Source organism: Pseudomonas sp. GW456-L13, from assembly GCF_017350115.1.
In the GTDB taxonomy this organism is placed as follows: Bacteria; Pseudomonadota; Gammaproteobacteria; order Pseudomonadales; family Pseudomonadaceae; genus Aquipseudomonas; species Aquipseudomonas jessenii.
This window is the reverse complement of the sequence record NZ_JACNAS010000002.1, coordinates 95,953-120,922: the sequence shown is the minus strand read 5'-3', so window position 1 is coordinate 120,922 and position 24,970 is coordinate 95,953. Positions and strand designations below refer to the sequence as shown.

The 24,970-nt window shown below is 59.4% G+C and carries 26 protein-coding genes and 1 tRNA gene; 17 read left to right on the top strand and 10 right to left on the bottom strand.

Annotated elements, in window-relative coordinates; translation table 11 throughout:
- Positions 1 to 16: 16 nt before the first annotated feature.
- From J4D25_RS14660 to J4D25_RS14645, 4 genes are all read right to left on the bottom strand, one after another.
- Positions 17 to 1,039 carry a DUF4238 domain-containing protein gene (locus J4D25_RS14660; RefSeq protein ID WP_057714304.1) on the bottom strand — a complete coding sequence of 341 codons (1,023 nt, stop codon included), beginning with the start codon at positions 1,037 to 1,039 and terminating at the stop codon, positions 17 to 19.
- A gap of 401 nt (positions 1,040 to 1,440) precedes the next feature.
- Entirely contained in the window at positions 1,441 to 2,031 is a 591-nt protein-coding gene (locus tag J4D25_RS14655) for a hypothetical protein (RefSeq protein WP_131726861.1), read from the bottom strand.
- Positions 2,032 to 2,137: 106 nt separating this feature from the next.
- Complete coding sequence (locus tag J4D25_RS14650) at positions 2,138 to 2,542, bottom strand: AAA family ATPase (RefSeq protein WP_057714305.1); 405 nt, start codon at positions 2,540 to 2,542, stop codon at positions 2,138 to 2,140.
- 127 nt (positions 2,543 to 2,669) lie between these two features.
- Positions 2,670 to 2,879 carry a hypothetical protein gene (locus J4D25_RS14645; RefSeq protein ID WP_057714306.1) on the bottom strand — a complete coding sequence of 70 codons (210 nt, stop codon included), beginning with the start codon at positions 2,877 to 2,879 and terminating at the stop codon, positions 2,670 to 2,672.
- 411 nt (positions 2,880 to 3,290) lie between these two features.
- On the opposite strand from J4D25_RS14645, the gene J4D25_RS14640 reads away from it, so the two are divergent.
- Complete coding sequence (locus J4D25_RS14640; RefSeq protein ID WP_057714307.1) at positions 3,291 to 3,752, top strand: hypothetical protein; 462 nt, start codon at positions 3,291 to 3,293, stop codon at positions 3,750 to 3,752.
- Positions 3,753 to 3,908: 156 nt separating this feature from the next.
- On the opposite strand, the gene J4D25_RS14635 is transcribed toward J4D25_RS14640, so the two are convergent.
- A tRNA-Ser gene (locus tag J4D25_RS14635) sits at positions 3,909 to 3,996 on the bottom strand.
- A gap of 123 nt (positions 3,997 to 4,119) precedes the next feature.
- Between J4D25_RS14635 and J4D25_RS14630 the strand changes: the two genes are divergently transcribed.
- The gene (locus J4D25_RS14630) at positions 4,120 to 4,791 is read left to right on the top strand and encodes a Bax inhibitor-1/YccA family protein (RefSeq protein ID WP_057714309.1); all 672 of its coding nucleotides are present in this window, start codon (positions 4,120 to 4,122) and stop codon (positions 4,789 to 4,791) included.
- A 60-nt stretch (positions 4,792 to 4,851) separates the two neighbouring features.
- Here the strand turns inward: J4D25_RS14630 and J4D25_RS14625 are convergent, their stop codons facing one another.
- Complete coding sequence (locus J4D25_RS14625; RefSeq protein WP_057714311.1) at positions 4,852 to 5,181, bottom strand: YceK/YidQ family lipoprotein; 330 nt, start codon at positions 5,179 to 5,181, stop codon at positions 4,852 to 4,854.
- A gap of 56 nt (positions 5,182 to 5,237) precedes the next feature.
- Positions 5,238 to 5,675 carry an Lrp/AsnC family transcriptional regulator gene (locus J4D25_RS14620; protein ID WP_046038550.1) on the bottom strand — a complete coding sequence of 146 codons (438 nt, stop codon included), beginning with the start codon at positions 5,673 to 5,675 and terminating at the stop codon, positions 5,238 to 5,240.
- Between the two features lie 136 nt (positions 5,676 to 5,811).
- On the opposite strand from J4D25_RS14620, the gene J4D25_RS14615 reads away from it, so the two are divergent.
- Positions 5,812 to 6,705, top strand: coding sequence for a DMT family transporter (locus tag J4D25_RS14615; RefSeq protein WP_057714313.1), 894 nt, complete (start codon positions 5,812 to 5,814; stop codon positions 6,703 to 6,705).
- A 16-nt stretch (positions 6,706 to 6,721) separates the two neighbouring features.
- Here the strand turns inward: J4D25_RS14615 and J4D25_RS14610 are convergent, their stop codons facing one another.
- Positions 6,722 to 7,762: an FUSC family protein gene (locus tag J4D25_RS14610; protein WP_057716593.1), complete on the bottom strand. Its 1,041-nt coding sequence runs from the start codon at positions 7,760 to 7,762 to the stop codon at positions 6,722 to 6,724.
- Positions 7,763 to 7,806: 44 nt separating this feature from the next.
- Positions 7,807 to 9,432, bottom strand: coding sequence for an NADP-dependent glyceraldehyde-3-phosphate dehydrogenase (locus J4D25_RS14605; RefSeq protein ID WP_057714315.1), 1,626 nt, complete (start codon positions 9,430 to 9,432; stop codon positions 7,807 to 7,809).
- A 263-nt stretch (positions 9,433 to 9,695) separates the two neighbouring features.
- Between J4D25_RS14605 and J4D25_RS14600 the strand changes: the two genes are divergently transcribed.
- The 3 genes from J4D25_RS14600 (at position 9,696) to J4D25_RS14590 (ending at position 12,782) form a co-directional block, all read left to right on the top strand.
- Positions 9,696 to 10,082, top strand: coding sequence for a cytochrome c5 family protein (locus tag J4D25_RS14600; RefSeq protein ID WP_057714317.1), 387 nt, complete (start codon positions 9,696 to 9,698; stop codon positions 10,080 to 10,082).
- 22 nt (positions 10,083 to 10,104) lie between these two features.
- Positions 10,105 to 11,499: a D-arabinono-1,4-lactone oxidase gene (locus J4D25_RS14595; protein ID WP_057714319.1), complete on the top strand. Its 1,395-nt coding sequence runs from the start codon at positions 10,105 to 10,107 to the stop codon at positions 11,497 to 11,499.
- A gap of 74 nt (positions 11,500 to 11,573) precedes the next feature.
- On the top strand, positions 11,574 to 12,782 hold the full coding sequence (locus J4D25_RS14590) for a DSD1 family PLP-dependent enzyme (protein ID WP_198530260.1): 1,209 nt from the start codon (positions 11,574 to 11,576) through the stop codon (positions 12,780 to 12,782).
- Positions 12,783 to 12,906: 124 nt separating this feature from the next.
- Here the strand turns inward: J4D25_RS14590 and J4D25_RS14585 are convergent, their stop codons facing one another.
- The gene (locus J4D25_RS14585; RefSeq protein ID WP_057714322.1) at positions 12,907 to 13,854 is read right to left on the bottom strand and encodes a transporter; all 948 of its coding nucleotides are present in this window, start codon (positions 13,852 to 13,854) and stop codon (positions 12,907 to 12,909) included.
- Positions 13,855 to 14,062: 208 nt separating this feature from the next.
- On the opposite strand from J4D25_RS14585, the gene J4D25_RS14580 reads away from it, so the two are divergent.
- From J4D25_RS14580 to J4D25_RS14530, 11 genes are all read left to right on the top strand, one after another.
- On the top strand, positions 14,063 to 15,103 hold the full coding sequence (locus J4D25_RS14580; RefSeq protein WP_057714324.1) for an AraC family transcriptional regulator: 1,041 nt from the start codon (positions 14,063 to 14,065) through the stop codon (positions 15,101 to 15,103).
- Positions 15,104 to 15,367: 264 nt separating this feature from the next.
- Complete coding sequence (locus J4D25_RS14575) at positions 15,368 to 16,255, top strand: Dyp-type peroxidase (RefSeq protein ID WP_057714326.1); 888 nt, start codon at positions 15,368 to 15,370, stop codon at positions 16,253 to 16,255.
- 16 nt (positions 16,256 to 16,271) lie between these two features.
- Positions 16,272 to 17,255, top strand: coding sequence for a Gfo/Idh/MocA family protein (locus tag J4D25_RS14570; protein ID WP_057714327.1), 984 nt, complete (start codon positions 16,272 to 16,274; stop codon positions 17,253 to 17,255).
- Between the two features lie 215 nt (positions 17,256 to 17,470).
- Complete coding sequence (locus tag J4D25_RS14565; RefSeq protein ID WP_057714329.1) at positions 17,471 to 18,223, top strand: GntR family transcriptional regulator; 753 nt, start codon at positions 17,471 to 17,473, stop codon at positions 18,221 to 18,223.
- Positions 18,220 to 19,950, top strand: a complete 1,731-nt coding sequence (locus tag J4D25_RS14560; RefSeq protein ID WP_057714331.1) for a fumarate reductase/succinate dehydrogenase flavoprotein subunit — start codon at positions 18,220 to 18,222, stop codon at positions 19,948 to 19,950. Before J4D25_RS14565 ends, J4D25_RS14560 begins: the two co-directional genes overlap by 4 nt.
- Positions 19,951 to 19,974: 24 nt before the next feature.
- Entirely contained in the window at positions 19,975 to 20,220 is a 246-nt protein-coding gene (locus J4D25_RS14555) for a ferredoxin family protein (RefSeq protein WP_057714333.1), read from the top strand.
- 213 nt (positions 20,221 to 20,433) lie between these two features.
- Entirely contained in the window at positions 20,434 to 21,840 is a 1,407-nt protein-coding gene (locus tag J4D25_RS14550; RefSeq protein WP_198530238.1) for an ABC transporter substrate-binding protein, read from the top strand.
- A gap of 137 nt (positions 21,841 to 21,977) precedes the next feature.
- Positions 21,978 to 22,760 (top strand): ABC transporter permease, encoded by a 783-nt coding sequence (locus tag J4D25_RS14545; RefSeq protein WP_057714335.1) that lies wholly within the window; start codon positions 21,978 to 21,980, stop codon positions 22,758 to 22,760.
- On the top strand, positions 22,760 to 23,608 hold the full coding sequence (locus J4D25_RS14540) for an ABC transporter ATP-binding protein (protein WP_057714336.1): 849 nt from the start codon (positions 22,760 to 22,762) through the stop codon (positions 23,606 to 23,608). The genes J4D25_RS14545 and J4D25_RS14540 overlap by 1 nt, the downstream gene beginning before the upstream one ends.
- Positions 23,605 to 24,567, top strand: a complete 963-nt coding sequence (locus J4D25_RS14535) for a HEAT repeat domain-containing protein (RefSeq protein ID WP_057714338.1) — start codon at positions 23,605 to 23,607, stop codon at positions 24,565 to 24,567. The genes J4D25_RS14540 and J4D25_RS14535 overlap by 4 nt, the downstream gene beginning before the upstream one ends.
- Positions 24,564 to 24,842 (top strand): DUF971 domain-containing protein, encoded by a 279-nt coding sequence (locus tag J4D25_RS14530; RefSeq protein WP_057714340.1) that lies wholly within the window; start codon positions 24,564 to 24,566, stop codon positions 24,840 to 24,842. Before J4D25_RS14535 ends, J4D25_RS14530 begins: the two co-directional genes overlap by 4 nt.
- Positions 24,843 to 24,970 lie beyond the last annotated feature (128 nt).

Genomic DNA, 24,970 nt, shown 5'->3' with positions numbered 1-24,970 from the left:
CACAGCCCGACTCCGGTCAGCTCTGAAGCTCTCTTTCAGCTTGGCACTGCTCAGGATGCCAGTTCTCCCAAGCGGACAGCTCATTTTTAAAGGTCGTTGGGCAAACTAGTCTGGGCCGAATCAAGTGTATGTCACTTGGTTCTTGAGCGAATACGTAACGATCCGCATGCTCGATGATGATTTTTCGTATCAGCCTGGCTGTATTAATATCAGGCGCAGTACCTCGCGGCCAAACCTTGTTACCAACGCAGGTGTAGAGCAGGTGTTTCGGGCTCAGAGGTAGGAGTATGTCGCCGTTCTTGACTCCCCAACCGCCACCAAAATCATAGTTCTTTGCATCCTGGAAGTTAAGACGTATCAGCGGATTGTCAGATGTGGGCCAAGTCACGCCAGCGGGAGCATGCAAGATAGTCCACTTGTGGGCAGGTAAGCGGCTGAGCGTTTTTGTTAGTAAGTGCCTCATCTGCCAAATCCACAGTCGCCTTCCAACAATGGTTTCTGCTTTAACTTGGCCGCCTCCATTCGGTAGAACCTCAACGGATATCTTGAAGAGCGAGAGGGCGTCGCTTTCCTCCGAAGAACATGGTAGTTGCTCGTTTCGCCTAACGGCCCCTTCCATTTCATGAACAGACCGCTGCATAGTCTCATCCATCAACGTCTGCAATGTCTCGTTCTGGCGACGCATGAATTCCCTAAGGCGAACCGGGGTGCGGACATCTAAGGCAACCGCGAAACGTACCAGCCTTCTCCAATGCTCGGGAGACATACGATCTTCTCGAACAACTCGACGTATTGCTTCTTCAGCAGGACTCTCAAATTTACTGTCGAGCCAGCGCTCGAACTCATCCGTTTCCTCTTGCCCCGCCAGGTAAGTGTAAAGGTGCTGATGGTAAGCAATTCCTTTCAGGGATTGCTTCTTCCACAGGGGAACGTTTTCGCTAGGAACCAATAATCGGTAAGTAGAAATTTGACCTTCATGCGCCCACTGTTTCAGGTAGAGCTTGGGGACGTAGTGGTTGTCTTTACGCAACTGCTGCATTACCAGATTTCCCCGTCAAGTAGGTGAAGGTTCACGCAATCATACATGCTAAATGTAGGCGAATTGGTGTGTGCCATGAGCTTATGAATATCCGACATCCTGTCAGCAACGGCGGTTCGGAATTGAGTATAGCTATCGGCCAGGAATTGATACACACAACCGGCAGCTATTGGCTGTGGATTCAACCGGTCGACGCAACAGATTGGCTAAATCGTTCAGCGGACGGTGAACATGGTGATGGCGATTGGCTTGCGTCACCGATGCCGCTTTCGGTTCTAGAAGGCAGCAGGGCTTGCCACCATCCATGTCGCGATTCTTCCCGAGCAATGGTATAACCCCCAAGTTCACCGAAAAAACCGCCGTAGCGAAGCGAAGGTGGGTGTTTCCGGTGCAACGCCTTGTTAGGGCGCGATAGGTGACGGCGCAATTGTTGGGATGCCAGCATTATTTAGTGCACTTTTAACTTGCTCCGAGTCTTTTGCAACTTGCTCTTGAATATACTGTGCGGAATAGCGAGCCTGAACACTGACATAAGCAGTTGCTTTGCCTGGACTGCTAAGACCAGCCGCAAAATCAAAAGTATTGCCCGATTGGCTATATTTTTTTAAGTCTCCGTTTGCGGTTTTATCAACGGAAATTATTGAGTATTCAGACGGAACTACAAGCTGCTCTCCACATGTCTTGAGTTTGTGGGTGCCGTTTGTGCAAGTTTTTTCTTCTCTGAATTTGCAAACTATATTTCCATACTCTGAAGTTCTTTGAGCTTGGAAATAACCTAACTTTTGCTGAGTGCGCTCATTAAGGCGCGCCGTTCTCTCCTCGAAAGTTCCAACGACAGATGGGTCTGTAGACTCCATGAAGTATTTTTTGGCAATTGTTAAGTCGGCAACTAACTCTTTCTTGTGGCTTTCGAGTGATGAGATGACTTGCGTGCAATCTGCCGCCCAAGAAGCCGATGAAAAAAACAGAGCGACTAACCAAAGGTATCTCATTGTTAACTCCCTACTGATATGGATGATGGGAACAGCACCATTTTTAAGTTCTAACGTTTGGTTAAGGGGCGGGCTTTATCCCGTCCCAGTGAGCGAGCGAACGGTTTTAACCACTAGTTAGGCTGTTACGCAAAAAGTTTTGGGTAACGGATTGGGTACAGATGTGTTCGCGAACAGACTCCTGGCGACCCCTGATATCGTTCAAGGCGAACTGCCTGCCAATAACTGTGATACCTAAGCCCTCGGCGGTGTGCTCGCCGGCATTTTTGGAAGCAATGATTACTGCTAGCGTAGCTTGAAATTCTTGGAAGAATTTCTCACGGCAGCGCAGAGAGAAATCCTTCAATCGGAAGGAAGGAGTTTTATCGGATAGGAGCCGCCTAAAGACCTCTGCGATAGAGGTCTTACCAAAGTTGTTACGGCCGACGATCAGGGTCGTATGCTCCTCAATCCAAAAACTTACATCACGGAGCAGTCTGAAATTCTTAAACTCAATGGAGTTGATCAGCATGATTTCCCTATCTCAAAAGCCTTTTTCAATTACTGTAGGCGAAGTATCGCTTTGGTCAATCTGTTGCATCGACCGGTTGAATCCACAACCGACTGCTGCCTGTCGCGTAGGGCCGAAAACAACTCAGTCACTCCGGCGCCATCATCACCGCGAGCGTCATCTTGATGAATTCTTCATTTTTATCGATGGCTTCCAGGGCACCGCGTACGTTGTCGGCTACATCCGCTGATCCACGCTGCTCGACCCAGTTCGAAAGCTCCATGATGGCGGCTTCTAGGGCAAGTTGGTTTTCGTTGATCTTGAAGAGTAGGGAAGGGAGCAGATCTGAATTTGGCATCGCGAAACCTCCGTGGAGATTTCAGCGTAGCAGCTGGTGCTGATCGGGGTGGGTAGGGGAAGGGGCAAAAAGTTGCCAGGGTGAGAGTCTGGTTGTGCGCAAAACCTCCGCTGGAAGCCGCGGATTACCGTTTGCGAAATCACAATAAAGCGGATTCTTTGCCACCCTAAATTGCGCTGGTATTCCTTTTGAAACAGTACTTTAGGTGATTACTGTCCCCAATATGGGGTGCTAGTGCGCTTAGGTCTCTGCAGATAATCGGCGGGCTACCCGAGTGACCAACAGAACTGAGCCAGAAGTAGCCTTCCATCAATGCGACCGACCCGCTCATATTTTTCAGGGCTAAATGACAACTCATAGACAGCGATCGCAGCTGATGGCACTTTGGCTCCGTCTGAATTGGAGTGGATCATGGAAAAGGCTGCATTGTTAATAATCGCGTTACTTGCAATAGGTGGTTGTGCCTCGCAGCCTGAGCAGGCGCTTGTTAGGGATCCCCAGGTGGCAATTATTCCCTCAGGTCCGACAAATCAGTATCCACCAGGTACGGTCATCGTAATCGCTACACCGGGTTTCCCTTGGGCAGCAAAAGATGTCGCGAGCGTCCTGAGTGCAAATGCGATTGCGCCTGACCTTTCTCTTTTCGCTGCCAGAAACCTCGCGTTGTACAACAAAAATGTGATTGGTCTCGTTGAGGTCAATGTTGATGTGGACAATTTTTTTGAGTCCGTTTCAGCGGTGTGCCGGGATGCGGAGACGAAGAAAGTTTGGCAGGAGACGCGAGTTCTGAATTTTGCAGGGGGGAGAGACAGGTTGGCGCGAGACATGGTTGGGGGGTTAGTCACCAAGGTAACCGGAAAACCATGTCCCTGATTTCAGTCAGCGAATACGCTGGGGGAGGGGGTAAAAACGTGGTGAGTTCTGGAACACGTCCATAATAGTTATGGAACACCTCGCAAGCCGAGGTTCACAGCTCAAACCCCAGAAACGACAAAGCCCTGAAAAATCAGGGCTTTGTCGGTACAAATATGGCGGAGGCGATGGGATTCGAACTCATGGACCTGTTACAGTCGACGGTTTTCAAGACCGTTGCCTTAAACCACTCGGCCACACCTCCGTTTGCGTTGCGGGCGCCATAATACCTGAATGAAACACACTGTCAAACTCTCTGCATAGCTTGTTACAGAGCGTCTGTTATGATCTTTGCGACTGAACGTTTCAAACCAACAGGAGTGTCGCCATGCGCGAACAGGATTACGCAGTTAATAACAGCGTGCAGGCTGAGCAGCTAGAGGTTAGCCGCGTCCTGCGCAACACATACGGCTTGCTCGCCCTGACCCTGGCTTTCAGCGGTGTGACAGCCTACGTTGCCCAGCAGATGCATGTTGGCTACCCGAACATTTTCGTGGTGCTGATCGGCTTCTACGGTCTTTTCTTCCTCACCAACAAACTCCGTGATTCGGCCTGGGGCCTGGTGTCGGCATTTGCCCTGACCGGTTTCATGGGTTTCCTGCTTGGCCCGATCCTCAACCGTTACCTGGGTATGCAGGGCGGCGCTGAAGTGGTCAGCTCGGCTTTCGCGATGACGGCGCTGGTGTTCGGCGGTCTGTCGGCGTATGTGCTGATTACCCGCAAGGACATGAGCTTCCTCGGCGGTTTCATCACGGCAGGCTTCTTTGTACTGCTGGGTGCGACGCTGGCGAGCCTGTTCTTCCAGATCAGCGGCCTGCAACTGGCGATCAGCGCAGGTTTCGTGCTGTTCTCCTCGGTCTGCATTCTGTTCCAGACCAGCGCCATCATTCATGGCGGCGAGCGTAACTACATCATGGCTACCATCAGCCTGTATGTATCGATCTACAACCTGTTCGTCAGCCTGTTGCAGCTGTTCGGCATCATGAGCCGCGATGACTGATCCTCGGCCTTGAACTAAAAAACCCGCTCAGGCGGGTTTTTTATTACCACAAATCCAGGCTTACTCTGTAATGACGATGCTGCCGTCGGCTTGCTGGCGGTAGATGGTGTAGGGCAACAGCAGTGTGTCCATCGCCCCGGACACGACCACGTCGAGCAGCACGATAGCGGGGGCGGGACCATGTACCTGCGCATCCCGGCCGTCTTCGAGGGGTGCGTTCAGGTAGCAGAAGTCGTAGGTCACGCCGCTGTAGATTCGCGGTACCGCGCCGCAGTAACTCTTTTGCTCCTTGAGACTTTTCGAGGCCACTTCGTCACTGCGCACAACCGTCTGAATCGTGCCGCAACCCGCAAGCATCGTAGCCACCAGTAGTATTGCCTGAGTTTTCATGCCGTCAATCCTTCGCCGGAAACCATCAATCTACTTCAGTCTGAAGCAAATATCACTCACGCCATGGGCGGCAACCGGCGCTTGACCGGGGTTTTCTTGACGATCGCCGTATTGGTTTCAGCGTGGGTGTTGAGTCGGTCGAGCAGGGTGTCCAGTTGTTCCATCGAACGCACATGCAGGCGCGCGATGAAACAGTCGTCGCCGGTGACTTTGTCGCACTCGGTGAATTCGGGAATGGCCATGATTTGCCGCTCCACTTCCTGCAATTGCCCCGGCAACGGGCGAATACGCACGATGGCCTGGAGTTGATAGCCGAAGCATTTCGGGTCGATTTCAACGGTGTAGCCCTTGAGCACGCCTCGCTCTTCCAGGCGGCGCAGACGCTCGGCAACACTGGGGGAAGACAGGCCGCTGATTTGCGCCAGGGCCTTGAGCGAGCGTCGCGAGTCCTCCATCAGCGCCGTGATCAGCAGCTGGTCGATGTCATCGGTCATGGCGAAACCCTCTGTTAGGCATTTTTCCAAAAAGGCCTTGATAAAAAAGGCAGATACAGAGTTTAGCCTGCTTTTTGCTCTGGAGTAGCCCCTGGGTGCATTGGCATACTTTGGCCACAAACACAGGAGTCTGATGATGGACAAAACCCTACGCCGCGGTTCGTTCGAAATGACGGCCGCCATGCTGATCTCCGGCACCATCGGCTGGTTCGTGCTGGTGTCCGGGCAACCGGTGCTGGATGTGGTGTTCTGGCGCTGCCTGTTCGGAGCTGGCACCTTGTTGCTCATTTGCGCGGCTTTCGGCTTTCTGCGCCCCGGCATTCTGACCCGCACCACGTTCCTGCTCGCAGTGCTCAGCGGTGTGGCGATCGTCGGCAACTGGGTGCTGTTGTTCGCGTCCTATTCCCGGGCGTCAATTGCCATCGGCACCGCCGTCTATAACGTCCAGCCGTTCATGCTGGTCGGGCTGGCGGCGTTGTTCCTCAACGAAAAGATCACCGCGCAGAAACTGACCTGGCTGGGCGTTTCGTTTCTCGGGATGTTGGCGATTGTCAGTGCCCATGGCAGCCAGGGCGAAAGCGGCAGCGATTACCTGATGGGCATTGCCTTGGCGTTGGGCGCGGCGCTTCTCTACGCAATTGCCGCGTTGATCATCAAGCGCCTGACTGGAACCCCACCGCATTTGATCGCGCTGATCCAGGTCAGCACGGGCGTGCTGTTGCTCGCGCCCTTCGCGAATCTTTCCGTATTGCCCCAGGCGCCAAGCGCGTGGGCCAGCCTGGTGACGCTGGGTATGGTGCACACCGGCGTGATGTATGTGTTGTTGTACGGCGCGATTCAAAAACTGCCGACGGCGTTGACGGGCGCGCTGTCCTTCATCTACCCGATCGCGGCGATTTTCGTCGACTGGCTTGCTTTCGGCCATCGCCTGGAGCCACTGCAATGGATTGGAGTCGCGGCGATTCTGTTGGCCGCTGCCGGCATGCAACAAGGCTGGTCGCTGAAGTTTCGGCGCACGGTGACGCCTTGAGTACCAATCAGGGGCGTCAGATGTTCCAGCGCGGCGCGCTCTTGGCCAAGCGCTGGCGCATCTCCCCGACGTTGGCGGCCAGTTGCTGGGTCAGCAAACGATACCCGTCCAGCGCGTTGTAGACCGGCGCATCAAGGCTGACAAGCGGCACATCCACGGGGCGATTGAGCCGCTGGGCGGCGCCTGATTTCAACGCCCGGGCCATGCCGATCAATTGCACGCGAATCTGTCGATGCTCGACTTTCAATGCCGTTTGCATCAGCGACATCGCCTCGAGATCATTGGCATCCGGTCGGGTATTGCCGAGGATTTCCAGGGTGCTGACGCACATGCGCAGGTTGCGTTGAAGGGCATCGAGTTCGGTCATGGAAATCTTCACTTCCTTGGACACCGAGGGCATCAGTGAGCGAAGTTGCACCATCGCCGCGTTCAGGCGAGTCATGAGCTTGAGGTGTTCGTCGGCGGTGATGGCCTGGCCGTCAACGATGCGCCCGTAGACTTTCGCGCAATCACGCAGCGCATCGGCCAGGTTGTAGCGCCAGGAATAAACCGCGTACAGCGGCAGGGCAAAGGAAAACGCCAGGGCCAGGGCAATGCCGATCAGGATATCCACCCCGCGCCACAAGCCATCGGTGACCGGGTTGTCGCCGTGCCCCGCGACGATGAACACGGTAATCGCCGACAGCAGCGCCGTGTAACCACCCTTGCCGATGGCGTGATACGAGAAAAACCCGCAGACCACCGACATCGCGAAATAGGTCAGCCAGGGCATCCCCAGCCAGGCCTGTTGTGCCACCAACACCAGGCCGACACCGGCGCCGATCAAGGTACCAATGGCGCGCTCGGCGGCTTTCTTGCCGATGTTGCCGTGGTGCTGCAAGCCGCCTATCACCACCAGCATGGTCACCGACGCCCACTCACCGTGGGGCAGATTGATGCCGGTGGTCAGCAGGATCGTCGCCAGCAACCCGAGCGACACCCGCACCGCATGGATCACCCGGGCATGGCGATAGCGCCGGTACGGGTCCAGCAACGGACGCAGCAATCGGCGCAACAGCGGTGGCAATCGTTGGGCTCTGGATGTACTCAGGCTGGCTCTCCTCAGAAGATGTAGTCGGTGGTCAGGAAGCTCGAACTGCGGCCGCTGATGATCTCGCTGATCAGGTCTTTGTTGGTCTCTTGGAACTTGGTGGCCACCAGGGTGCGGATCGAAAACACCCGCAGTGCGTCATGGACCGACAAGGTGCCTTCGGCCGAGTTCTTGCGACCATTGAAGGGATAGGTGTCCGGGCCGCGCTGGCACTGGGCATTGAGGTTGATGCGCCCGACCTGATTGGCGAAGGTGTCCACCAACCGGCCAACCGCCACCGGGTTGGTGCCGAAGATGCTCAATTGCTGGCCAAAGTCCGACTCCAGCACGTAGTCGATCACGGTATCCAGATGACGGTAGGGCACGATGGGGATGACGGGACCGAACTGTTCTTCCTGATAAACCCGCATCTGCGGCGTGACCGGGTACAGCACCGCCGGGTAGAAGAATGACGCACGAGCCTCGCCACCGTTGGGGTTGACTACCTTGGCGCCTTTGCTTTCGGCATCCGCCACCAGTGCATGCAGATAGTCGACCTTGCCCGATTCCGGCAGCGGTGTCAGGGCTACGCCACTTTCCCAGGGCATGCCGGGCTTGAGGCTGGCGAGCCTGGCATTGAATTTGTCGATGAAGGACTCGACCACGTCTTCGTGGACAAACAGGATCTTCAGGGCGGTGCAGCGCTGGCCATTGAATGACAGCGAACCGGTCACCGCTTCACTGACCGCGTTGTCCAGATCCACTTCCGGCAGGACGATGCCCGGGTTTTTCGCATCCAGGCCCAGCGCCGCGCGCAAGCGGTGGGGTTTCGGATGGAGTTTTTTCAGGTCACTGGCGGCCTTGTTGGTGCCAATGAAGGCAAAGATGTCGATCTTGCCGCTGGCCATCAGCGCACTGACCGTCTCGCGGCCGCTGCCGTAGATGACGTTGATCACCCCGGTCGGAAAGCTGTCGCGGAAGGCTTCCAGCAGCGGGCGAATCAGCAGCACGCCGAGCTTGGCCGGCTTGAACACCACGGTGTTGCCCATGATCAGCGCCGGGATCAGCGTGGTGAAGGTTTCGTTCAACGGATAGTTGTAAGGCCCCATGCACAGGGCCACGCCCATCGGTACGCGACGGATCTGGCCGAGGGTGTCCTGTTCCAGTTCGAAACGGCTGGAGCGGCGATCGAGTTCTTTCAGGGCGTTGACGGTGTCGACGATGTAGTCGCAGGTGCGGTCGAACTCCTTTTCCGAGTCCTTGAGGTTCTTGCCGATTTCCCACATCAGCAACTTGACCACGGCGTCGCGCTGCTCGCGCATGCGCCCGAGGAAGGTTTCGACGTGCTGGATGCGTTCGGCCACGCGCATGGTCGGCCACAGGCCTTGGCCACGGTCGTAGGCACGGACTGCGGCGTCGAGGGCAGTCAAGGCGGTGTCGGCATCCAGCAGCGGCGTGCTGCCGAGGATCACCTGTTCATCGCCATTCGGGCCTGCCAGGTACACCGGGCTGCGGACCAGGGCCAGCGGCCCGTTCCAGGTTCTGAGTTGGCCATCGACCAGGTACTCGCGCTGCTCGGTCTGGCCTTCAAGGCGGTACTTTTCCGGGATCTCGGCGGGGCTAGGGAACAGGTTCTGGAGATTATTGGCTGTGGTCATGTCGCTACCCCTCTGGATTGGCTGATGTACTGGTGAATCGTTTTAGCAGACCTCAGCAACGCTTGTCATGACTCATCTCAGGGTTTTGCCGAACAGCATGATGTCCGGGGACTTGTCGGTGCCTTGCGTCATGGCCTCAGAAGCGCCCCTTGTTGGCCCCCAATGCCCTCAACCTGCCTGCGCGGGGTGCCTTAATGTTGACTCTCCTTGATCACAACAAAAAAGTGCACCCGGCTGGCCGGGCAGCCATTGAGAGGACAGCCATGCGGGCAAGCCGATTAACTGAAAAGCCTAGCCTTTGTTTGGCCTTGGTGGGCTGTGTCTTTGCGGCGTTGCTTGCAGGGTGCGGCAAAGAGCCGAACAACCCGCCGACCCGCAGCGAAGCAGGTGCCGCGAGACCCGCCGACGCGGAACTCGCGCAGGTCTACGACAACAGCTGCAAGCTTTGCCATGCCAATCCGGCGGCCGGGGCGCCGCTGACCGGCGATATCAAGGCCTGGCAACCACGGGTATTACAGGGCGCCGACACGCTGCTCGATCACGCGATCAACGGTTACAACGGCATGCCGCCGATGGGGATGTGCATGCAGTGTTCGCAAGAACAGTTCCTGGCGCTGATTGCCTTTATGTCCGGCCAGCAAATCCAATAACAAGAACGGCAGGGTGCGATTCATGACGATGGACCTGACACGGCGTCAGTTGTTGCAACGTGCGAGCGTCATTGGCGCCTTTACCGCGCTCGGCTCAACGCCGGCACTGGCCGAGCTGCTGCGCGCGCCACGCCTGATTCCCTGGCGCAACTGGTCGGGAGGCCAGAGTTGCCTGCCGGCGGCGCGGTTGGCGCCCAAGAACCTGGATGAGTTGACGCAAGTGGTGCGACAGGCCCCCGGCAAGATTCGTCCGGTGGGCTCGGCGCATTCCTTCAGTGCGCTGGTGCCCACCGACGGCACTTTGCTGTCGCTGAGCTATTTCACGGGTTTGCTCGATCACGATGCGAAAACGCTGCAGGCCGAGTTCGCCGCCGGCACGCCGATGTCACGCATGGGCACGCCGCTCAAGGACATCGGCCAGGCCCTGCAAAACATGGCCGACATTGATTACCAGACCCTTGCCGGCGCGATCTCGACCTCGACCCACGGTACCGGCAAAGACTTTCAATCGTATTCGGCGCATGTCTGCGGCTTGCAGTTGGTGGTCGCCAACGGCGACGTGCTGGACTGCGATGCCAGCCGCCATCCTGAGGTGTTCAGTGCCGCGAGGGTGTCCTTGGGCGCGTTGGGCGTGGCCACCAGGGTACGCCTGCAAAACCGCCCGGCGTATCGATTGCGGGAGCGCCAATGGATCGCTAAAACCGAAGAGTTACTGGAAGACCTGGACAAGAACACCCGGGAAAACCAGCACTGGGAAATGCTCGTGGTGACTCATTCCGACTACGCCTTGTCGATCGCCCTGAACGAAACCGGCGACCCTGCTACACCACCGGTCCCGGCGGATGAGGAGGGCGGCAACGAGTTTGTCACGCTGATCGAGAAGATCGACAAATACGCCAGCGACTTCCCGGACCTGCGTCGCACGATGCTCAATAACTTGCGCCACCTGGCCAGTTTCGATGACCGGGTGGGTGACTCGTTCGACATCTATGCCAACGTGCGCACGGTACGTTTCAATGAAATGGAATACTCCGTGCCGGCCGAATACGGCCCAGCCTGTTTGCGCGAGATCCTCAAACTGATCCAGGACAAGGACCTGCGCACCTGGTTTCCGATCGAGTACCGCTACGTCAAGGCCGACGACATTCCCCTGAGCATGTTCGAAGGTCGCGACAGCTGTTCGATCTCGGTCCACCAGCATTACCAGATGGATCATCACAACTTCTTCGCCGCCATCGAGCCGATTTTCTGGAAGTACAACGGCCGGCCGCACTGGGGCAAGTTGCACACGCTGAATGCGAAAAACCTGCAGTCGCTGTACCCGCGCTGGCAGGAATTCATCCAGGTGCGGCAGGCGCTCGACCCCAGCGGCAAATTTCTCAACGCGCACTTGTCATCCATTCTGGGGGTGAGCTGATGGCCGTCAATCGCCGCAATTTCTTGCTCGGCACCGTCGGTGTCGGCGCCTTGTTGGTGGGTGTCGGGGCGTGGCTGCGGCCGGGTGACCGAGGCGCGCCGTACAGCGATTACTTCCTTGCGCTGAACCGCGAACTCAAGGACCACGGGCCGATGCGACCGGTGATGCTGATCGACCTTGATCGGCTGGATCACAACATCGATGTGGTGATGCAATCGGTCAAGCGCGCCGGCAAGCACCTTCGCCTGGTGGAAAAATCACTGCCGGCACCGGGGCTTCTGGCCTACATCGCCCGACGCGCCGGTACGCAACGGCTGATGTCGTTTCACCAACCGTTTCTCAATCATGACGCGGTGCAGTTTGCCGAGGCCGACATTCTGCTGGGCAAGCCGCTACCGGTGCGTTCGGCCGAGTTGTTCTATCAGTCCCACAAGGGTTCTTTCGACCCTTCGAAGCAATTGCAATGGTTGCTCGATACGCCGCAACGCTTGCAGCAATACCTCGCCTTGGCTCAAGGGCTGGGCACGCGAATACGGGTGAACATCGAACTGGATGTCGGGCTGCATCGCGGTGGCGTCAGCGACCTTGGCGTACTCGGGCAGATGCTGGCGGTGATCAGCCAGCACCCGCAGCACCTGGAATTCGCCGGGTACATGGGCTACGACCCGTTCGTGGGCATGGGCGTGCCGGGGATTCTGGGCTCGCCCGAGGAACTGTTCGCCAAGGTGATGGTGATCTACAACCGCTGCGTCGATTTCACCCGTCAGCATTACCCCGGTCTGTGGCGCGAAGGGCTGACCCTCAATACGGCCGGCAGCCCGAGCTATCGCATGCATGAACACGAACAACTCAGCAGCGAAGTGTCGGTGGGTACGGGGCTGCTCAAGCCCACTCATTATGATTTGCCGTCACTGGCGGAGCATGTGCCGGCCGCTTTTATCGCCACGCCGGTGCTGAAAAGCACCGGGGCTGTAAACATCCCGGCGCTGGATGGCAAGTCCAGGCTGTTTTCCTGGTGGGACACCAATCAGCGCGAGACGTATTTCATCTATGGCGGTAACTGGATGGCGGAGTTCGAATCGCCAGCGGGGTTGCAGAGCAATGGCGTGTATGGCCGCAGCTCGAACCAGGAAATGGTCAATGGATCGGCGGCGGTGGGGCTGACGGTTGAGGACCAGGTGTTCTTGCGGCCTGCCCAGACGGAGTCGGTGTTGTTGCAGTTCGGGGATTTGCTGGCGGTTCGGGGTGGGCGGATTGTTGATACCTGGCCTGTGTATTCCTGAAGTTTTTCAGTGTTTGTTCCGCCGTCATCGCGAGCAAGCTCGCTCCCACAATTTGGAATGCATTTCCCAGTTGGAATGCATCCCCCCTGTGGGAGCGAGCTTGCTCGCGATGGCGTCAGTTCAGTCAAAACGCATACGGAATGCTGACCTTGGCCCAAAGCATTTCCCCTTCAGGCCGGTTTTCCACGTCGAACTCCTTGGCCCAGCGAATCTCCGCACTGGCGTATTTGAGAAAGGTCCAGTGCAGCGCCGGACCAATGGCAAATACCTGGCCGCGTACCCCGTCGTTCACGTCCTGGCCATTGAACTGCACGGTGTGGCCGAACTGTTTGTCGTCGGTGGTTTGCTTGAGGTAGTAGCCGTTCAACCCGAGCATCAGGTCGTCGGTGATCTTGAAACTGGCGGAATAATCGAAGTGGAAAATCTGCCCCGACTTGTAGTCGGTGTCCTTGTTTTTCTCGTTGAAACTGTAGGTGGTCTTCATCGACACCTCGGTTCTGTCCGTCGGCAGCCAGGTGAAGGAGAACAACGGTTTGTAGGTGTAGAAGTTGTTGCTGGTGTTGGCCAGGCGGTCAACGCTGTACTCGCCGGTCGGCACGGTGATTTCGATGGCGGCGCCGAGGGTCAGGTTCGGGCCCATGTCCCAGAGAATGATCGGCGCAAACGTTGTGTCACCCATGCCTTCACGGGTGTCCTGCGGCAGTCCGAACACCGAGACTTCCTGCTTGAGCCAGGGCTGCGCGATGTAGCCGGCCAGCCGGCCGCCAAACACGCGCACCGGGCTGAGGTAATCCAGGCGCGGAATGACCGCCGTGGACTCGATCTCGACGTTCGGCACCTTGCCGCCGAGCGAGCTGATATTGAGCTTCGTGGCTTTGTAGTGGTTGTAGTAGAGGTTGAACGCAACCATGTTGTCCGGAAGGCTGTCGGGCGAAAGCGGCAACACGAAAAAGCCGTCGGTGCCGGTGCCGATGTTGTCCACGCCAGTCTCGGTGGCCAGTGCCGGTTGCAGGGCGCAGACGCCGGCCAGGCCAATGACCGTCAGGGGGAGTGTCGTGCGGGTCGGGATCATGGGTGTACTCATTATTATTGTTGTCGGGCTGTCCGGCATCCATACGAGGGCCGCAACATAGAAATAAGCTGTCTGTGCCCTGCAAGGCAGGGTATTGGCGGCCATTTAGGGGGACTTCTGCGGACAGTCTTTGAGCCCTGTGCTAACTTCCTTCGACATAACCGGTTACAAAAATAAGAATGCAGCTCGACCCGGAATGTATAGCCCCATGCAAATGAAAGTGATCGATCCCACCTTTGAACTGGCGCTGGTGTCGCCGTTTCTCCTGCAGACCCTGGCCGAAGTCGCCGAGCAAAAAGGCATCCACCCCGAGAGCCTGTGCCGAGGGTTGGGCTTTACCTTTGAAGACCTGCAGGACCCGGCGCAGCGTATTTCCCATCGCCAGGCCGTGGCCATGATTCAACGCGCGCTCAAGGCCTTGCCCAATCAGGGGCTGGGCCTGTGGGTCGGCGCGCAGAATGTGCTCGGCACGCTGGGGTTGTTGGGGCATGTGTTGTCGCTGTGCAAGACCCTGCGCGATGCCTTCGAACTGGGCATTCGCCATCAACACACCTCAGGCGGCATTGTCGTGTCGAGTGTGGAGGAGGCGGGGGATCGGGTGTTTGTCGACGTTGAATGCCGCTTGCCGTTCGCCGACGTGCAGTTGTTCGCGGTCGAGGAGTTTTTCGCCAGCCTGCTGGTGTACGGCCGGGCGCTGGTCGGGGCGGATTTCAAGCCGACGGCCGTGGAGTTCGTGCATGCCGCGCCGGACTATCTCGGCGAATATTCGCGCCTGCTGGGGCCGGACGTGCGTTTCGGTTGCCTGCAGAACCGCATGGTGATCGATGCGTATTGGCTGGACGTTCAGTTGCCCAATCACCATTCCCTGGCCCTGCGCCAGGCCGTGAAATTGCTCGAACTGGAAGCCGCGCAGGTGCACCAGAAAATGGATCTGATCCAGGCGGTGGAACGGGCGATTGCCCGGGACCTGACCGAGGGCAGCCACATCGAGAAAATCGCCGGCGACCTGAACATGAGCAGCCGCACCTTGCGCCGCCGTCTCACCGAACATGCGCTGACGTTCGAAACGCTGCTGGAACAAGTGCGCCAGGCCCGCACCATGAGCCTGCTGGCCAACCCGGACATGTCCATCGAACGCATCACCGAGGAAGTCGGCTACAGCGACGTGCGCAGCTTTCGCCGGGCTTTCAGGCGCTGGACCGGCAAGAGCCCGAGTGCGTTTCGCAACGAAAGCCCCGGCGTGGTTTGATCTTTTGTGGCGAGCGGGCTTCTGTGGCGAGGGGGCTTGCCCCCGTTGGGTTGCGAAGCAGCCCCAAAACCTGGCGACTCGGTATGACTGAAAATATAGGGGAGCGCTACGCGCTCCAACGGGGCGGTGCGGCGATCCGACAAGCCCCCTCGCCACAGACGCCACTCGCCACAGAAGCCCCCTTTGCCACAGGTTCCTGGCCTCTGACGGCACACAAACCCTCGTACTCCGGTTAAACTCCATGCTCTTTTTCAAGGAGTTCATATGAGTCATTACCAGCCGGGCATTCTCGCCACCCCCGTTCCGCCTCAAGCTCGCCATATGTTCTTCGCCCTCGAATCCGTTGCGGCACTGCCGGCCGCGCTCGACAACTTGATGCAACTGGTGGACGGGAAATCGGCTGTCGTCGGCTTCGGCGAATCCCTGGTCAAGGCGCTGGATGGGCAGATCGAAGGCCTGCGCACTTTCCCGGCACTGACTGGCGTCGGTGTCGACAATCCGTCGACCCAACACGCGCTCTGGTGCTGGCTGCACGGTGAAGACCGTGGCGAATTGCTCAACCGCAGCAACGCCATCTCGGCGGCACTGGCCCCGGCGTTGCGCCTGGTGCAGATGAACGAAACCTTCCGCCACATGACCGGCCATGACCTGACCGGCTACGAAGATGGCACCGAGAACCCCCACGACGCAGCCGCCGTGACCGCCGCCTTGGTGGGTGAGGGCGCGGACGGCACGGTGGGTGGCAGCTTCGCCGCGATCCAGCAGTGGCAGCATGACTTGAAAGGTTTCCATGGGCTGTCGGCGGATGAAAAAGACAACATCATGGGTCGCCGCTTGAGCGATAACGAAGAGATCGACGACGCGCCGGTTTCCGCCCACGTCAAACGCACCGCCCAGGAAAGCTTTGCGCCTGAAGCCTTCGTGGTGCGCCGCTCGATGCCGTGGATCGAAGGTGACCGTGCCGGCCTGATGTTCCTGGCCTTCGGTTTTTCCCTCGACGCCTTCGAAGCCCAACTGCGCCGCATGAGTGGCCTGGAAGACGGCATCACCGACGGTCTGTACCGCATCAGCCGTCCGCTCACCGGTGGCTACTACTGGTGCCCGCCGCTCAAGGACGGTCGACTGGACCTGCGCGCATTGCGCGTCGGCTGAGCCGCAAGGAGTGCCTATGAACCTGGTGCGCTGGGGCATGATCGGTTGTGGCAGTGTCGCTGAACGCAAAAGCGGGCCGGCCTTCTACAAGGCGCCCGGATCGGCGTTGGTCGCGGTGATGGGCAGGCGCCTGGAAGCCGTCACCGACTACGCCACGCGCCACGGCATCGCTCGGGTCTACACCGATGCGCAGGCGCTGATCAACGATCCCGAGGTCGACGCGGTGTACATCGCCACGCCGCCCGACAGCCATCACGCCTATGCTTTGCAGGTGGCCGCGGCCGGCAAGCATTGCTGCGTGGAAAAACCGATGGCGCTGAATGCCGGACAAAGCCGTGAAATGCAGCAGGTGTTTGCCGATGCCGGGTTGCACCTGTTCGTGTCCTATTACCGACGTTCGCTGCCACGCTTCCGGCAAGTGCGGCAATGGCTGGAAGAGGGGCGGATCGGCGAGGTCCGGCACCTGAGCTGGACCCTCACCAAAGCCCCGTCGGCAGCGGACCGGAGCGGCACCGATAACTGGCGCACCGACCCGGCAATTGCCGGTGGAGGTTACTTCGCCGATCTGGCCAGCCATGGCCTGGACCTGTTTCAGTACCTGTTCGGCGATATCGTCGAAGTCGCCGGGCTCACCGCGCGGCAGGCCGGTTTGTACGCGGCCGAAGATGCCGTCAGCGCCACTTGGCGGTTTGCCAGCGGGGCACTGGGGATGGGCTGCTGGAACTTCGTTGCAGACCGTCGCGAAGACCGGGTCGAAGTGATTGGCAGCAAAGGCCGGATCACCTTTTCAGTGTTCGATGAACACCCGGTCGAACTGCACGCCGACGAGCTGCACGCTGGCGAGCACCTCAGCCTGACCATCGAGCATCACGCACACATTCAGTGGCACCACGTATTGGGCATGAATGCGCATATTCGTGGCGAGACACAGCACCCCGCCGTGGCCGAGCAGGCGCTGAAGACCGATTGGGTGATGGACCAGATTCTCAAGCGCCACTGATTCTTCAGATCACACACAATCCCCTGTGGGAGCGAGCTTGCTCGCGATAGCGGTTGCACATTCAACATTGAAGTCGACTGACCCGCCGCCATCGCGAGCAAGCTCGCTCCCACAGGGACAGTGGTGGATCTAACCTTATTCTCAAACAGTATTTCTCAATCCTCACTCTGCCTCTCTAAGATCACGTCATAACTCGTTATAACAAGTGATCTGCCATGACCGATAACGTTCTATCCCTGAGCAGCGTCCCGTTGCACACCCAGCTGCGAGATGTGCTGCGCGCCCGCATCCTCGACGGCGAATACCCGCAAGACAGCCAGATGCCTTCAGAAAGCGAGCTTGGCGCGTTGTTCAAGGTCAGCCGCATCACCGTGCGCCAGGCCTTGGGCGATCTGCAAAAGGAAGGGCTGATCTTCAAGATCCACGGCAAGGGCACTTTCGTCGCCAAGCCGAAAACTTTCCAGAACGTCAGCACCCTGCAAGGCCTGGCTGAGTCCATGACCGATCGCGGCTATGAGGTGATCAACCGCCTGCGCAGCTTCAAATTCATTGCCGCCGACAAGCTCGTGGCCGAGCGTTTGCAGGTCGCCGAAGGGGAGGTCGTGGCGCAGATCAAACGTGTGCGCCTGATCAATCGCGAGCCGGTTTCCCTGGAAATCACTTACCTGCCCAAGGCCATTGGCGAGCGCCTGGAAAAAGCCGATCTGGTCACCCGCGATATTTTCCTGATCCTGGAAAACGACTGCGGCCTGGCCTTGGGGCACGCCGACCTGGCCATCGATGCGGTACTGGCCGACAGCGACCTGACCCACGCGCTGAACGTTGAACCTGGCTCGCCGATCATGCACATCGAACGCCTGACCCACGATGTCGACGGTCGGCCGCTGGACTTCGAACACCTTTACTACCGTGGCGATGCCTTCCAGTACCGCCTGCGGATCGACCGGCAAAAAGGGGAGCAGGCATGACCCGAAGCACTTTGGAGCAGGAATACGACATCGTCGTGATCGGCGGCGGCACCGCCGGCCCCATGGCGGCGATCAAGGCCAAGGAACGCAACCGCGACCTGCGGGTGTTGTTGATCGACAAGGCCAACGTCAAGCGCAGCGGCGCGATCAGCATGGGCATGGACGGCCTGAACAACGCGATCATTCCCGGCCACTCGACGCCGGAGCAGTACACCAAGGAAATCACCATCGCCAACGACGGCATCGTCAATCAGGCCGCGGTGTACGCCTATGCCACCCACAGTTTCGAAACGATCGAACAACTGGACCGCTGGGGCGTGAAGTTCGAGAAGGACGAAACCGGTGACTACGCGGTGAAAAAGGTCCACCACATGGGCGCTTATGTGTTGCCGATGCCGGAAGGGCACGACATCAAGAAAGTCCTCTATCGGCAGTTGAAGCGCGCACGGGTGAGTATCACCAATCGCCTGGTCTGCACCCGATTGCTGACGGATGAAGAGGGCGCGGTCAACGGCGTGATGGGCTTCGACTGCCGCACGGCGGACTTCCACGTAATCAAGGCCAAGGCCGTGATCCTCGCTTGCGGTGCCGCCGGACGCCTGGGGTTGCCGTCTTCGGGCTACCTGATGGGCACCTACGAAAACCCGACCAATGCCGGCGACGGCTACTCGATGGCCTACCACGCCGGGGCCGAACTGGCGAACCTGGAATGCTTCCAGATCAACCCGCTGATCAAGGATTACAACGGCCCGGCCTGCGCCTACGTCACCGGCCCCTTGGGCGGCTACACCGCCAACAACAAGGGCGAACGCTTCATCGAGTGCGACTACTGGAGCGGGCAGATGATGTGGGAGTTCCATCAGGAACTGGAAAGCGGCAATGGCCCGGTGTTCCTCAAGCTCGATCATCTGGCCGAGGAAACCATCCAGAACATCGAAGAGATCCTGCACAGCAACGAGCGTCCGAGTCGCGGCCAGTTCCACGCCAATCGCGGCACCGACTACCGCACGCAGATGGTCGAGATGCACATCTCGGAAATCGGTTTTTGCAGCGGGCATTCGGCGTCGGGGGTGTGGGTCAACGAGAAGGCCGAGACCTCGGTCAAGGGCTTGTACTCGGCGGGAGACATGGCTGCGGTGCCGCACAACTACATGCTCGGTGCGTTTACCTATGGGTGGTTCGCTGGCCACAACGCAGCGGATTTTGTCGCCGGGCGCGAGTTTTCAGCGCTGGATGCCCGGCAGATCGAAACCGAAAAACAACGGGTCTACGCACCGCTGGAGCGTGAGCACGGCCTGCCGCCAGCCCAGGTCGAATACAAGCTGCGGCGCTTCGTCAACGACTACCTGCAACCGCCGAAAGTGACCAGGAAGATGCAGATCGGCCTGCAGCGCTTCAGCGACATCCAGCGCGATCTCGACCAGATCAAGGCGCACAACGCCCACGAGCTGATGCGCGCCATGGAAGTCAGCATGATCCGCGACTGCGCCGAAATGGCCGCCCGCGCTTCATTGTTCCGCGCCGAAAGCCGCTGGGGGCTTTACCACCATCGCGTCGATCACCCGCAACGCAACGACCGCGACTGGTTCTGCCATTGCCACCTGAAGAAAGACGAGAACGGTTTGATGAGCAGTTTCAAGAAAGCCGTCGAGCCTTACATCATCCCGCTCGATGCCGACGAGATGCAGGCCTACGACCGTCTGCGGGTCGGCGCGGATGCCGCCTGAGCATCACCCAAGAGAGACTGTGAAATGGCCTATCAAGCCCAGGAAATTTTCTTCCGTTCCAACGCCCCCGTCACCGTCGACGAGGACAAATGCATCGCCTACAAAGGCTGCACCGTGTGCGTCGACGTCTGCCCGATGGACCTGCTGGCGATCAACCCGGCCACACAAAAGGCCTACATGGCGTTCGACGAATGCTGGTACTGCATGCCCTGTGAAAAGGACTGCCCGACGGGTGCGGTGAAAGTCGAAATCCCGTACCTGCTGCGCTGAAACACTGTCCCTGTGGGAGCGAGGCCAGTCGCAAGTCCTGCATACACCAGAAAAACCTGTGGGAGCGAGCTTGCTCGCGATGAGGCCCGCTCGAACAACCCAAAACGCCATCCGGCACCACCGGACGCCTGATTCAAGACACCCCTCGTTTCCCACCGCGCCCTGATCGTGGCGGAGACGAACATCCTATAAATGATTCGAGGGGAAACACTCATGATGTTGCGTGCAGCTTTGGCCGGTCTGGTACTGGCTTCATTCACCCTGTCGGCCTCGGCCGAAACCATCCGCATTGCCATCGGTACCCAGGACACCACCATCAACTGCGCCGCCGGCGGATTGTTGATTCGCGAACTTGGGCTGCTGGACAAATACCTGCCCCACGATGGCCCCTACAAGGACGCCCAATACGAGGTGCAGTGGAAAAACTTCACCAGCGGCGCCCCCCTGACCAACGAAATGGTGGCCGGCAAACTCGACTTCGGCGCCATGGCCGACTTCCCCGGCGCGTTCAACGGCGTGGCGTTCGAAACGGCGGGCAAGCACAGCCTGTTTATCAGCGTGCTGTCGGGCAGCATCAAGGGCAGTGGCAACGGCATCGTGGTGCCAAGCGCATCGGGTGTGCAGTCCCTGGCAGAGCTGAAGGGCAAGACCATTTCCGTGCCGTTCGCTTCCACCGCCCATGGCATGCTGCTGCGCGCCGTCGCGGCCCAGGGCTGGGATCCGCTCAAGGACGTGAACATCATCGCCCAGCCGCCGGAAGTCGCCGGCTCCGCGTTGCAGGCCGGCAAGATCGATGCTCACGCTGACTTCGTGCCCTTCGCCGAACTGTTCCCCAGCCGTGGTTTCGCCCGCAAGATTTATGACGGCGCCCAGGCCAACGCGCCGACCTTCCACGGTGCGCTGGTCGATCAGGCCTATGCGAAGAAGTACCCGGAAATCGTCGTCGCTTACCTGCGGGCGAGTATCGAAGCCAACCAGCTGCTGGCGTCTGAGCCGGAGAAATACAGCGAGTTGATCGCCAAGGTCACCGGGGTCGATGCCGAGGTCAATTATCTGTTCCATGGCCCACTCGGTGTGCAGACCCGCGACCTGAGCTGGAAGCCGGAATACCGTCAGGCCGTGGGCACCGCCATCGATACCCTCAAGTTGTTGAAGAAGGCCGATCGCGGTCTGGATCTCAACACCTTCATTGACGACCAATACATCCGCGCCGCCTTCAAGGCCTCGAACCTGGACTACAGCGCGCAACTGGCCAGTTACGGGCAGGCGCCGCTCAAGGCCGTCGATGCCGCCAGCGGCCAAACCATCACCGACTTCAGCCACGTGGCGGAAATCTGGGTGCGCGGCGAGCCGAAAGTCCGCCAGTACGCCTCGGCGCAAGCGGCGTTTGCCGCGCTGGCCAGCCTCAAGCAGGAAGGCCGGAGCATCCGCGCGGTGTACGCCCAGGCCAGCGACAGCGGGATCAAGCTGCTGGCGGATCAGGCGTGGTTTGCCACCGACGGGAAAGGGCAACTGAGCGCGTTCCTGCTCAAAGGCCAGGCCCAACAGTTCGCCACGGTGCAGGGCGGGAAAGTGTACGACTTCACCGATGCTACCGCACAGGCCGTGGCTGTTCGCTAACCGGCAAAACACCACAATCCCCTGTGGGAGCGAGCTTGCTCGCGATAGCGGCTTCACATTCAACATTGAAGTCGCCTGACCCGCCGCCATCGCGAGCAAGCTCGCTCCCACAGGATTCTCGGGTGAGAGGAATAATTGTGTACCGATCATATTCACGCTGGATCCCCAGAACCGCGTCCTTGCTGCTCTGCCTACTGTTCTGGCAACTCGCCGCCAGCCACCACTGGAACCTCGGCCTGGTGACCTACGCCAATGTCCCGACACCCTTGGCGGTCATTGAAGCCGCCCTCGGCCTCGGCGACTCGGGCAAGCTCGCCCAGCACCTGGGCAGCAGCCTCGGCCGGGTGTTTGCCGGTTACCTCGCGGCGCTGATCATTGGTGTGGCCCTGGGCCTGGCCATCGGTCGCTCGAAATGGGCCGAAGATCTCTTGCTGCCGCCCCTGGAAGTGCTGCGCCCGATCCCGGCAGTGGCGTGGATTCCCTTGGCGATCCTGATGTTTCCCTCGTCGGAACTGTCGATGGTGTTCATCACCTTCACCGGCGCATTGTTCCCGATCCTGCTCAACACCGTGCACGGCGTCGAAGGCGTCGATCCACGGCTGATCGCCTCGGCGAAAAGCCTCGGGGCAGGGCGCCGGGCAATCCTGCTGGAGGTCGTTCTTCCGGGTGCTGCGCCCAGCATCATCACCGGTCTGGCCATCGGCATGGGCACCTCGTGGTTTTGCCTGGTGACGGCGGAAATGATCTCCGGCCAGTTCGGCATCGGCTATTACACCTGGGAGTCCTACACCATCCAGAACTACGCCGACATCGTCGTCGGCATGTTGCTGATCGGCGTGCTCGGGATGGGCAGCAGCCTGTTGATCAAGCGTCTGGGCGGGCTGTTCACGCCTTGGCATCGACCACGAGGAAAAGCCTGATGAGCGTTTTTCAACACCTGGAAGGGCGTATCGACATTCGCGGGCTGTCAATCAGCCTGGGCGAGGGGGACGCGGCTTTCGAAGCGGTACAGGGCCTCGACTGCCAGATCGAGCCAGGGCAGTTCGTGTGCATTCTCGGGCCGTCCGGTTGCGGCAAGTCCACCTTGCTCGGCGCCCTGGCCGGCCACCTGCAACCGCGCACCGGCACGCTGAATGTCGATGGCGCAGCGGTGTCGGGCCCATCGCCCCAGCGCGGCATGGTGTTCCAGCAGCACACACTGTTTCCTTGGCGCACGGTGCGTGACAACGTCGCCTTCGGCCTGAAAATGCGCGGCGTCGGCAAGGCCGAACGGCACAAGGCGGCGGATGAAATCCTCGCCCTGGTGGGCCTCGAAGGTTTTGCCGGGCGCTGGCCCGACCAGCTCTCCGGTGGCATGCAGCAACGGGTGGAAATCGCCCGGGTGCTGGTCAACCGTCCGCGCCTGTTGTTGATGGACGAACCCTTTGGCGCCCTCGATGCCCTGACCCGGTTGAACATGCAGGAACTGCTGCTGGATATCTGGACGCGCATCCGCACCACCGTGGTGTTTGTCACCCATGACATCGACGAAGCGCTGTTCCTCGCTGATCGCCTGTTGGTCATGAGCTCGCGCCCCGGGCGAATCATCGAAGACCTGCGCCTGGACTTCCCCAGGCCGCGCAGCACGGAACTGATGACCCGTCCTGAATTCTCGCACCTCAAGCGCCATTGCCTCGAACTCCTGCGCCACGAAGACGGTCGGCAACTGCCGCGCCTGAACCCGCTCGGACTTCCCCCTGAAAACAAACTGCCGCGATTTGCCCTATGACCTCACTATTCGATGTAACCGATAACGACGACATTCTTGCCCTGCAACCGCGCCTGACCGATGACGACCCCGGCATACGCCGGATCGCGCTGATCGAACTGGCCGATCTCGAGGAGCCGGATGGCCTGCAGTGGTTGATCAATCGACTGGCCGAAGACCCGATTGCCGACGTTCGCGCCGAAGCCGCGCGGTTGCTGGAAGCCTGGGAGGATGAGCCCGTGGTCGAGGCGTTGTGCCAGGCGCTGACGGATCCATCCCCGGCGGTGCAGGCGGCCGCAGCGCAGAGCCTTAGCCTGCTCAAGAGTGAAGCGGCGGGCCCGGTCATTCTGCCGTGGACCGGGCACGCCGACAGCGGTGTACGCATTGCCACATTCAGGGCGTTGCGCGAGTTGCGTTGCCCCGATGCCGCCACGGCGGCTGCCGCTGCATTGGACGATGAAAGCGCCAGTGTGCGCCGCGAGGCGGTGGGCGTGCTCGGCTGGCTCAAGCAACTCGATGCCTTGCCGGCCCTGGCGCGGTTGGCCAGCGCTGACCCGGACACTGAAGTTCGGCGTGCCGCCACCGGGGCGTTGGGCCTGGCGTCTGACGCGCAGGTGCTGCCGGCCCTGCGCCAGGCCTTGCGCGACGCTGCCTGGCAAGTCCGCGAAGAAGCCGCCACCACCCTGGGCAAGGTCGGCCACCTCGACGCCGGCCCGGCCCTGATCGACGCCTTGGGCGACGATTACTGGCAAGTGCGTCTGCGCGCCACCCGCAGTCTCGGTCGCTTGCGTTATGGACCGGCGCTCGATGCGTTGATCGACACCCTCGGCCACCGCATCAGCAACCTGCGCAAGGAAGCCGCCTTGGCCCTGGGCGAATTGAGCGACCCACGGGCCATAGCGGCATTGCAGGCCGTGCAGGACGACGGCGACCCGGAAGTGCGCAAGGCCGTGCGCATTGCCTTGAGTCAACTGCAATGAATCCGCTGGCGGTGGGTAATTCTCGAAGCAAACAGCAGTTGCGACTGAACTGGCCGGATGGTCGCGAACAGGTGTTGGACCATGCCGAATTGCGTCGCCAGTGCCCGTGTTCGCAGTGTCGGGCGTTTCGCATGCGGGGAATGGTGCCGATGGTTGATGGGCGGGTTCGGGTTATCGAATTGCACTCGCAGGGGTATGGACTGCAACTGGTGTTCAGCGATGGGCATGAGCGGGGGATTTATCCGTGGGCGTATCTGGCACGACTCACCTCTTGAGTCACTGAAATCCAATGTGGGAGCGAGCTTGCTCGCGATGAGGCCCGGTCAGTCGACACACATGTTGAATGAAAGACCATCGCGAGCAAGCTCGCTCCCACAGGTCACTGGTCCTGTCACCAGATGAT

Excerpts from the sequence above, each read along its gene's own strand:
- J4D25_RS14555 (WP_057714333.1), top strand. The coding sequence starts at position 19,975 with ATGGCCTATCAAGCCCAGGAAATTTTCTTCCGTTCCAACGCCCCCGTC.
- J4D25_RS14550 (WP_198530238.1), top strand. The coding sequence starts at position 20,434 with ATGATGTTGCGTGCAGCTTTGGCCGGTCTGGTACTGGCTTCATTCACC.
- J4D25_RS14645 (WP_057714306.1), bottom strand. The coding sequence starts at position 2,879 with ATGCCAAATTCAGATCTGCTCCCTTCCCTACTCTTCAAGATCAACGAA.
- J4D25_RS14565 (WP_057714329.1), top strand. The coding sequence starts at position 17,471 with ATGACCGATAACGTTCTATCCCTGAGCAGCGTCCCGTTGCACACCCAG.
- J4D25_RS14615 (WP_057714313.1), top strand. The coding sequence starts at position 5,812 with ATGGACAAAACCCTACGCCGCGGTTCGTTCGAAATGACGGCCGCCATG.
- J4D25_RS14605 (WP_057714315.1), bottom strand. The coding sequence starts at position 9,432 with ATGACCACAGCCAATAATCTCCAGAACCTGTTCCCTAGCCCCGCCGAG.
- J4D25_RS14600 (WP_057714317.1), top strand. The coding sequence starts at position 9,696 with ATGCGGGCAAGCCGATTAACTGAAAAGCCTAGCCTTTGTTTGGCCTTG.
- J4D25_RS14640 (WP_057714307.1), top strand. The coding sequence starts at position 3,291 with ATGGAAAAGGCTGCATTGTTAATAATCGCGTTACTTGCAATAGGTGGT.
- J4D25_RS14560 (WP_057714331.1), top strand. The coding sequence starts at position 18,220 with ATGACCCGAAGCACTTTGGAGCAGGAATACGACATCGTCGTGATCGGC.
- J4D25_RS14570 (WP_057714327.1), top strand. The coding sequence starts at position 16,272 with ATGAACCTGGTGCGCTGGGGCATGATCGGTTGTGGCAGTGTCGCTGAA.
- J4D25_RS14580 (WP_057714324.1), top strand. The coding sequence starts at position 14,063 with ATGCAAATGAAAGTGATCGATCCCACCTTTGAACTGGCGCTGGTGTCG.
- J4D25_RS14660 (WP_057714304.1), bottom strand. The coding sequence starts at position 1,039 with ATGCAGCAGTTGCGTAAAGACAACCACTACGTCCCCAAGCTCTACCTG.
- J4D25_RS14625 (WP_057714311.1), bottom strand. The coding sequence starts at position 5,181 with ATGAAAACTCAGGCAATACTACTGGTGGCTACGATGCTTGCGGGTTGC.
- J4D25_RS14540 (WP_057714336.1), top strand. The coding sequence starts at position 22,760 with ATGAGCGTTTTTCAACACCTGGAAGGGCGTATCGACATTCGCGGGCTG.
- J4D25_RS14535 (WP_057714338.1), top strand. The coding sequence starts at position 23,605 with ATGACCTCACTATTCGATGTAACCGATAACGACGACATTCTTGCCCTG.
- J4D25_RS14630 (WP_057714309.1), top strand. The coding sequence starts at position 4,120 with ATGCGCGAACAGGATTACGCAGTTAATAACAGCGTGCAGGCTGAGCAG.
- J4D25_RS14655 (WP_131726861.1), bottom strand. The coding sequence starts at position 2,031 with ATGAGATACCTTTGGTTAGTCGCTCTGTTTTTTTCATCGGCTTCTTGG.
- J4D25_RS14620 (WP_046038550.1), bottom strand. The coding sequence starts at position 5,675 with ATGACCGATGACATCGACCAGCTGCTGATCACGGCGCTGATGGAGGAC.
- J4D25_RS14650 (WP_057714305.1), bottom strand. The coding sequence starts at position 2,542 with ATGCTGATCAACTCCATTGAGTTTAAGAATTTCAGACTGCTCCGTGAT.
- J4D25_RS14575 (WP_057714326.1), top strand. The coding sequence starts at position 15,368 with ATGAGTCATTACCAGCCGGGCATTCTCGCCACCCCCGTTCCGCCTCAA.
- J4D25_RS14530 (WP_057714340.1), top strand. The coding sequence starts at position 24,564 with ATGAATCCGCTGGCGGTGGGTAATTCTCGAAGCAAACAGCAGTTGCGA.
- J4D25_RS14585 (WP_057714322.1), bottom strand. The coding sequence starts at position 13,854 with ATGATCCCGACCCGCACGACACTCCCCCTGACGGTCATTGGCCTGGCC.
- J4D25_RS14595 (WP_057714319.1), top strand. The coding sequence starts at position 10,105 with ATGACGATGGACCTGACACGGCGTCAGTTGTTGCAACGTGCGAGCGTC.